The 7,044-nt window shown below is 61.4% G+C and carries 7 protein-coding genes and 5 pseudogenes; 9 read left to right on the forward strand and 3 right to left on the reverse strand.

From position 1 onward, the window contains the following. Positions 1-4: 4 nt before the first annotated feature. Entirely contained in the window at positions 5-181 is a 177-nt protein-coding gene (tnpB, locus tag NKH43_RS34930; RefSeq protein WP_352862018.1) for an IS66 family insertion sequence element accessory protein TnpB, read from the reverse strand. A gap of 18 nt (positions 182-199) precedes the next feature. Then, positions 200-553, reverse strand: coding sequence for an IS66-like element accessory protein TnpA (gene tnpA / locus NKH43_RS34935; RefSeq protein WP_352862020.1), 354 nt, complete (start codon positions 551-553; stop codon positions 200-202). A gap of 178 nt (positions 554-731) precedes the next feature. On the opposite strand from tnpA, the gene NKH43_RS34940 reads away from it, so the two are divergent. From NKH43_RS34940 to NKH43_RS34980, 9 genes and pseudogenes are all read left to right on the forward strand, one after another. Next, positions 732-2,177 carry an IS4 family transposase gene (locus NKH43_RS34940; RefSeq protein ID WP_352862022.1) on the forward strand — a complete coding sequence of 482 codons (1,446 nt, stop codon included), beginning with the start codon at positions 732-734 and terminating at the stop codon, positions 2,175-2,177. Between the two features lie 345 nt (positions 2,178-2,522). Next, a pseudogene (locus NKH43_RS34945) lies at positions 2,523-2,892 on the forward strand (methylaspartate ammonia-lyase); the annotation flags it as partial. A gap of 130 nt (positions 2,893-3,022) precedes the next feature. Continuing rightward, on the forward strand, positions 3,023-3,226 hold the full coding sequence (locus NKH43_RS34950; RefSeq protein WP_352862024.1) for a hypothetical protein: 204 nt from the start codon (positions 3,023-3,025) through the stop codon (positions 3,224-3,226). Between the two features lie 247 nt (positions 3,227-3,473). Beyond that, complete coding sequence (locus tag NKH43_RS34955) at positions 3,474-3,596, forward strand: hypothetical protein (protein ID WP_502906542.1); 123 nt, start codon at positions 3,474-3,476, stop codon at positions 3,594-3,596. Between the two features lie 116 nt (positions 3,597-3,712). Continuing rightward, a complete protein-coding gene (locus tag NKH43_RS34960; RefSeq protein ID WP_352862027.1) occupies positions 3,713-4,483 on the forward strand; it encodes an HpcH/HpaI aldolase/citrate lyase family protein in 771 nt (256 codons plus the stop codon). A 30-nt stretch (positions 4,484-4,513) separates the two neighbouring features. Continuing rightward, complete coding sequence (locus NKH43_RS34965; RefSeq protein ID WP_352862029.1) at positions 4,514-4,765, forward strand: helix-turn-helix domain-containing protein; 252 nt, start codon at positions 4,514-4,516, stop codon at positions 4,763-4,765. Positions 4,766-4,892: 127 nt separating this feature from the next. Beyond that, positions 4,893-5,954: pseudogene (locus tag NKH43_RS34970) on the forward strand (IS5 family transposase); the annotation flags it as partial. A gap of 146 nt (positions 5,955-6,100) precedes the next feature. Then, positions 6,101-6,608: pseudogene (locus tag NKH43_RS34975) on the forward strand (IS21 family transposase); the annotation flags it as partial. A 2-nt stretch (positions 6,609-6,610) separates the two neighbouring features. After that, a pseudogene (locus NKH43_RS34980) lies at positions 6,611-6,892 on the forward strand (ATP-binding protein); the annotation flags it as partial. Here the strand turns inward: NKH43_RS34980 and NKH43_RS34985 are convergent. Then, positions 6,828-6,968, reverse strand: a pseudogene (locus NKH43_RS34985) (ATP-binding protein); the annotation flags it as partial. The pseudogenes NKH43_RS34980 and NKH43_RS34985 sit on opposite strands and share 65 nt — an antisense overlap. Between the last annotated feature and the right edge of the window lie 76 nt (positions 6,969-7,044).

Genomic DNA, 7,044 nt, shown 5'->3' on the forward strand with positions numbered 1-7,044 from the left:
AATATTATGTGGCGGAGGATTCCAGGCTTGGCAGGCTTGGCGGGCATCTGCGCAGCTCCGCCACATAATCTCGCCCGACACATAAATGCGGATCCCGGCCCAACGTCTCCTGAACCTGCAGAGCGAGACCCTGCATTCCGCGACGCATATCGGTCCGGCCGACCGCCAACCAGATCCGCACCTGGCTCGGGAACCGGGATCATGAAACGCCCAGCGCCTTCACCATCGCCGCCGCCAGTGTCGGCGGCGTGGTCAGCGGAATCCGCAGCCGCACCTTGCCGGCGATCTCCAGCTCGATCACCGCTGGTGGCGCCGCCGGCACCGAAGCGACGACAGGCTCATCGGGAACCACGACAACTTCGGCAAAGCCCGTCTCGCGGGCTCTCATCGTGCTGCGCCACTTATAGATCAGGCTGGTCGCGACATCGTACTGACGCGCCACCGCCGCCACTGTGGCCCCGGGCGCGAATGCCGCGGCCAGTATCCGGCACTGATCCTCTTCACGCCAACGCCGCCGCCGCTCCGGCCCGGTCAATAACGTCACATGGCTCATGCTGTGCTGCTAACTACGCTCGTAAGGACGACCATAAGAGCGCAGCCTCGCTGCCGGGCCATGCTCGCGCAAGGCGGCCCTCGCCGGCTTCCGATTACCCACATCGTCGGCGGGCCTATTGCCCCGTATGAATCTGCCGTGATTCTGTCCGTGACGCCGAATCACGGAGGCGTCACGGATGCGAGACAAGAACGGCAGCAGCGAAGCCGCTTGGCAGGAGGAAGAGCTTTCTGCGGCGGCCCTTCCCGACAAGCGTCTGGCCCGTCGGCTGCGACGGTTGCTGGATCAGATGTCAGCTGCGCCGGGCAAGCCAATCCCGGCGGCCTGCGGCGACTGGGCGGCGGCGAAGGCGGCCTACCGCTTCTTTGACAACCCGCGTGTGACCGAACATAGCGTTCTGGCCGGCCATTTCGCCGCGACCGCGGCGCGCATTGCGGCGAGCGAAGGTCCGATCCTTATCCTGCAGGACACGACCGAATTTATCTACAGCCACGCGCAGCCGGGCAAAATCGGCTTCACCAAGACCATCAACGCCGGGCGCTACAAGGCCGGGCAGCCCAACGTGCTGACTTTGTGCGGGGTGCTGATGCATTCGAGCCTGGCCGTCACCCTCACCGGCACACCCCTCGGTCTGACGGCGGTGAAGTTCTGGACACGAACGAAATTCAAGGGAACGCTCGCGCTCAAGCGGCACATCAATCCCACGCGCGTGCCGATCGAGACGAAGGAGAGCTACCGCTGGCTGGAGAACCTGCGCCAGTCCATCGCGCTCGTTGGCGCAGCCGAGCGCTGCGTGCATGTTGGTGACCGAGAGAGCGACATCTACGAGCTCTATTGCACCGCGCAGGACCTTGGCACCAGCTTCCTCGTGCGGGTGCAGACGAACAGGCTGGCCGAGCGGCCTGCCGATGCTGTCCCGCACGATCCTGCTCATCGCGTCTTCGCCCAACTTGCGGCGGCGCCTTGGGCAGGACGTCATCGCATTACGGTCGATCAGGACGAGACGACCTGCCTGCAGGTGAAGTTCGCCGCCATCAGAACCTTGCCGCCCGTGGGCAAGCAGAAGCGCTACAGTCCGCAGGTTCTGACTTACATCCACGCCCTCGAAGAGGATCCGCCGCCCGGCCGCGAGCCGATCGACTGGAAGCTGGTGACCAACTTGCCGGTCGGCGATCTCTCCGCGGCGGTTGAGAAGCTCGGCTGGTATGCCCTGCGCTGGAAGGCGGAGGTGTTCCATAAGGTCATGAAGTCCGGCTGCCGTGCCGAGGAGGCGAGGCTCGAGACCGCCGAGAGGCTGGCGAAGTTCCTCGCTCTCATCGCGGTGGTCAGCTGGCGCATATTCTTCGTCACAATGTCGGCGCGCGCCAAGCCAGGCGCCGCGCCCGACAGCGTTCTCACCTTCGCCGAGATCACTGCGCTCAACCGGATCGACGCGTCCCGAACGCGGCCACGCCTCCAACGGCCCACGCTCGCCGCTTACCTACTGCAAATCGCCATGCTTGGCGGCTATCTCGCCCGCAAACATGATCCGCCTCCCGGCAACATGGTCGTCTGGCGCGGCATGACCCGCTTGCACGATATCGCCTTCGGCATCTCCATTGGATCAAGCCGACGATGTGGGTAATCGGAAGACGGGAGCCCGGTGTGCTAACTGCTGCCGCTGAAGCGATCCTGCGTGGCGAGGAAACATCTGGACCGCAACCAAATGGCTTATGCAACGCCTTGAAGCTGGCCAGATCTCGCAAACCTCAAGGTCCATTCTGCTCACCGGCGGAACTGGAATCAGGACTCAGCATGATCTCCGAGACTGTTGAGCGTGGGCAAGTGCCTCCATCTGGAAACGAGATGGCGCCGCCTCCGACTTTATATTGGCGAACTCGTTGGCAGGTGACGCATAGTTGGCCAGGCCACAATTGCATTTGGAACAAATCGAGCGAAAGATGTCTTGTTGGCGCCTGGCAACGGTGCATTGTTCTATGACGATCCGGAAGTCATTAAGTCCGGCGCAATCCAGAACGGTTTCATCTATGTCGGCGCACCGACAACGCCTGGGTTCAAGTCGATTCGCATTCCGGCATCTTCGCTCAGCGTCGGGCTTGTCCTGGCTGACGACATCGTCGTCTGGGGGGACATGATGGGCGTCCAGTACTCTGGTGCCGGCGGGCGTGATCCTCTGTTCGAGAGCAGCCAGATCTCAAATTTGACGTCGCGCGTTGTCACGCCGCGGCTTCTCGATGTCGATGCGTGGCAGTATCTTGATGCCTGGGAAGGTTTTCGAGCCCTCCGAAAATCAGCAGCTACCTCTCGCGATTGAGTATGGCGTCAGCCAAGCGCTCCTTCGGGCAGCGGCTGATCTTCATCCTACCTCGATGGCTGAGATCGTATGCAATGAATTCAACCTACCGCTGCCGACGCGGAGGGTCCCGATTACTGTCAAAGTGGCGATGCTCGGGAATCAACGTCGACAAAATGATCCTGAAGGCGGTGGATGTGCTTCCCCAGGGCCTGATCAACTCAAGGCAGAAATTCGGCGTCGAAGGCCAGACCTTTATGGAGTCGTCACGTGGGTTGCAGCGCGCACGCGCCAAATCGGCCGCCCAGGATATCATCCGGTGCTGCATTTCGATGTGTATGGCTGAGTCGGCCAGGCCTGGATCCGCAACGCATCGGTAAAACCCGGAACGGTATCGGCTACCTTGCAGATAAAGTCGGCGATCAACATGGAGTTCCCGGCGGATTTTGGTTCCACACAAGCTTAAATTGAGAATTATGCTCGGATCGTGTCGATCTTGGATGGCCGAGGATCGAGCGCACGCATTGTCGTGTCGGAGGGAGCTGTACCGAGAGAGATCTCTCCGCCCAAGCTCTGTCCACGTAATCCGTGGCAACACAGGCCGACATGATGCTTGCAACGCCCGGAATGGGTGTCGACGAGGCATTTTCAATTGTTGGGAACGAACAAAACCGGTTGCTGGCGATGCTGAACCGTGGTCGGGCTCATTGCGCGAAAGAGCCGCGTCAGCGTGAGCGGGCGTCTCGATAAGGTGAGTGCGGTCGCGATTTACAGAGAGCGTGCATACCTTGGGTCATCTCAGCGCATCGGCCCCTAGCCAGCCCACTGCCGCCACGCTCGCTAAGATTGATCGCAAAGGCGACTCCGTGAACAAGGACACCTTTGCGGCCGTTGAAAGCGCGATGTCTATACCACGCTGGAGATCTCTGCTCGTCGTTCCCGCTCACGTTCCGCGCTTTGTGGAAATGGCCCATGAGCGGGGTGCAGATGGCGTCATTCTCGACCTGGAGGATTCCGTTCCCCTGGATCAGAAGGGCGAGGCACGGAAGAGGCTTCCTGAATCCGTGGCAAAGGTGGCGCGCAAGGGCGCATCTGTTTTGGTCCGCGTCAATCGTGGTTTGCGAGCTTTGGCGGCCGACCTGGATGCAGCCGTGGTGGCCGGTGTTGACGCGCTGGTTCTTCCGAAGACGGATTCAGCAGAGTGGGTGTTAGAGGTCGCGAATGCGGTTTCGGAACTTGAACGAGATAGAAATCTCACGCTGGGACGCATCCGGTTCCTTGCCCAGATCGAGACCCCGGGCGCCTTGCAAAGGCTCGCGGCTATTGCGTCGGCGAATCCCAGGATGGTGGCAATGGCGCTCGGTCCTGAAGACTTCAGTGCAGCTGTTGGCGGTTCGCCGGAGTTCGACCTACTGTTGACCCCGAACCTTTCCGTTCTGTTTGCCGCCCGTGCGGCCGGGTTGCTACCGCTGGGCTTCGTAGGGAGCATCGGCGAGTTCTCCGACACTGAAAAACTTCGTGAATCCGCGACGCATGCGCGGCGGCTTGGCTTTGCCGGAGCATTTCGCAAAAGCCGGACAGGGGTTCCGCTAATTCCCAGTGGTGGAGTGCACCCCTCGACTGAGACAAATAGATAGGGGACAGTTTCTGAATTATAGGAACCGGAAATGGTTGGAAGAAAGCCGAGATTTAGCGAACGAGAGAAACTCTCCATGCTCTTGCGGATGCAAAACGGGGACAACATCAGCCGGTTAGCTGATGAACTGGGTATTCACCGCCAACGCTTGTATGCTTGGCGTGAGCAATTGCGGACGTGCGGCAATCTTTCGCCTGCACGACCTGGACGCCCAACGAAACAGCCGCCGCCTGAGGCGCCGCCGGACCCCGTGAAGAACTCGGAATACTTTGATTCCGTTTAACAATTTCCCCTGATTTCAGATTTCAGATTGCCGAATTTCGTGGCTAGAGGCTACGATTTCCGGCAAATTGGATGCGCTTGTTCTGCGTGATTCGAGGCGATGACGAAGCTGCGAGGGAAGCGAAGCGATGCGACCGAAGGAACGGCGCGAGAGCGGCCAGACGGACCTGTTGCGATCCCGGCTCGACCACATCCTCAATATGGATCACGCGCTGGTGAAGCTGGCCAAGACGATCGACTGGCGCTTCCTGGAAGAGCGGCTCGGCGAGGTCTATGACGACGATCCTGGCCGGCCGCCTTTGCCGACACGGCTAATGGCGGGACTGGCCATTCTCAAGTCGATGCACAACCTGTCCGACGAAAGCCTGTGCGAACGCTGGCTGGAGAACCCCTACTACCAGTATCTCACCGGCGACGTGTTCTTCTGTCATGCGCTGCCGTTCGACCGCTCGTCGATGACGCGCTGGCGCAGCCGCATGGGCGAGGAGCGGATCATGGCGCTGTTGCAGGAGAGCCTCAGCCGAGCGGTCAAGACCGGGGCGATGAAGCCGGCCGACACGCGCCGGGTGATCGTCGACACCACTGTGCAGCCGAAAAACGTCATGTTCCCGACCGACGCCAAGTTCATCCACCGGGCGCGCGAGCGGCTGGTGCGGCTGGCCAAGAGGAAGGGGCTCCATTTGCGCCAGAGCTATGTGCGGGTCTCCAAGCTGGCGCTGATCAGCTACCAGCGCTATGCCCACGCCAAGCAGTTCAAGCGGGCCAACAAGGCGCTGCGCAGGCTCAAGACCTATCTCGGCCGGACCATTCGCGACATTGGTCGCCAGATCGTCGGCGATGCGGGGCTGGACGCGCTCTTCAAATGGCCGCTCTACCAGGCCGCCACCGTTCTCGAGCAACGTCAGCGCCAAGCCTGCACGCGCACGAGGTGGAATGCATTGGCAAGGGCAAGGCGCATCTGCCCTACGAGTTCGGGGTGAAGGTGTCGGTGGCCACCACGCTGAAGCGCTCCAAGGGCGGCCAGTTCGCCCTGCATGCAAAAGCGCTGCCCGGCAATTCCTATGACGGCCACACGCTTGCAAAGCGTCATACCCGACATGGAAAAGACCATCGACAACGAGATCGGCCGCATCCTCGCCTACGCCGTGCGGCGCGGCGATGAACGTGAGAGCGCAGCGTCAATCAGGATGAGAATGCCGGCGGGTTGGAGCGCAGGGAGGGCGTAGCCCGACTGGAGTTTCAACCCGCCGGCGGCGCGTTCCTTTTCCGGGGCATCGTCTGGTGATCACGGTCGACCGGGTATGCGGTGGTTTTTCCTGTTGGGGAGGATCACTTTGTGCCCGGCCGCCAAGTAACCGATCACCAATTGAGGCTTTTCATGAAGTCCCGGAAGACCGATACGACGGCCGTCGCGGCGGCGAAGGCGTCGATCAGCACGGCCACGGCCTATCGCATCGAGAAGGATTCGAGACTGCCGTCACAAAAGAAGGTTCCGCGGCAACGACGCCGGCCCGATCCGCTCGCCGAGATTTTCGACGCCGAGATCGTGCCGCTGCTGCGGGTCGGCTCCTGGCATCCGGCCGGTCGCCATCTTCGACGAGATGATCAGACGACATCCCGAACTGAGCATCGGCATTCGTCGCACGATCGAGCGCCGTATTCGATCCTGGCGCGCCATCCATGGCGAGGAGCAGGAGGTCATTTTCCGGCAGGTCCACGAACCCGGACGCATGGGATTATCGGATTTCACCGACATGGCCGCCGCCCGCGTCACGATCGCGGGCCAGACGCTCGATCACCGGCTCTACCATTTCAGGCTCGAGTATTCGGGCTTCGAGCATGCGCCATCAACCGGCTAGATCGCTTTCACCTGCTGATCCTCGACGACCTCGCTTATGTCACCAAGGACCAGGCCGAAACCAGCGTGCTGTTCGAACTCATCAGCGCCCGCTACGAGCGGCGTTCCATGCTGATCACCGCCAATCAGCCCTTCGGCGAATGGGGGAGGATCTTCCCCGATCCCGCCATGACGCTCGCCGCGGTGGATCGCCTCGTCCATCATCGGCTTCGAGGCCCAGTTCGCGGCGCGCGACCTGAAGCTTCTGGACGAGATCGGTGGTGCGGGTGAACATGGCCCGCCATCCGGTCTCGATAAGAGCAAGTCCGATGGCCGAGGCGAGATGGCTCTTTCCGCCGCCGGGCGGACTGGGCTCATAATGCCCGTTATCAGGATGGCGAGGCAAAGAAGATTGTCCGTTACGCCTTTCATCCACGTTCGGG

The organism is Mesorhizobium sp. M1163 (assembly GCF_040318415.1).
In the GTDB taxonomy this organism is placed as follows: domain Bacteria; phylum Pseudomonadota; class Alphaproteobacteria; order Rhizobiales; family Rhizobiaceae; genus Mesorhizobium.

What these genes read in the sequence shown, in the direction of transcription:
- tnpA (WP_352862020.1), bottom strand. Translation starts at nt 553, where the DNA reads ATGAGCCATGTGACGTTATTGACCGGGCCGGAGCGGCGGCGGCGTTGG.
- NKH43_RS34940 (WP_352862022.1), top strand. Translation starts at nt 732, where the DNA reads ATGCGAGACAAGAACGGCAGCAGCGAAGCCGCTTGGCAGGAGGAAGAG.
- NKH43_RS34950 (WP_352862024.1), top strand. Translation starts at nt 3,023, where the DNA reads ATGATCCTGAAGGCGGTGGATGTGCTTCCCCAGGGCCTGATCAACTCA.
- NKH43_RS34955 (WP_502906542.1), top strand. Translation starts at nt 3,474, where the DNA reads ATGGGTGTCGACGAGGCATTTTCAATTGTTGGGAACGAACAAAACCGG.
- NKH43_RS34965 (WP_352862029.1), top strand. Translation starts at nt 4,514, where the DNA reads ATGGTTGGAAGAAAGCCGAGATTTAGCGAACGAGAGAAACTCTCCATG.